1 pseudogene is annotated in these 243 nt (G+C 41.6%); it reads right to left on the bottom strand.

What is annotated here, in order from left to right:
- Positions 1-243: pseudogene (locus G6042_RS00230) on the bottom strand (IS1182 family transposase); the annotation flags it as partial.

Genomic DNA, 243 nt, shown 5'->3' with positions numbered 1-243 from the left:
TGGCTACAACTAGGTTGTGTTTATCGTCTACCGCAGCTTGAATATTATAAGACACTTCTACTACTTGCCCTTGAACCAAAAGTGCTCTAGCATCACAATCAGTAGTGCTCACTTGCGGTTCGCCACTGGTTTTGAGTTGCTCTTCTAGCAGTTCATATTTGATTTTGTTTTGTTTTAAGCGTTCTATTTTTTGTTGAATGTTGGTGAGCGTGGTGCTGGTTTCTTGAGCGTCGTTTTGGGCTA

This window comes from Flavobacterium solisilvae (assembly GCF_012911605.1).
Classification (GTDB): Bacteria; Bacteroidota; Bacteroidia; order Flavobacteriales; family Flavobacteriaceae; genus Flavobacterium; species Flavobacterium solisilvae.
Note: the sequence above shows the minus strand (reverse complement) of the source record. Positions and strands in the feature narration are given on the sequence as shown.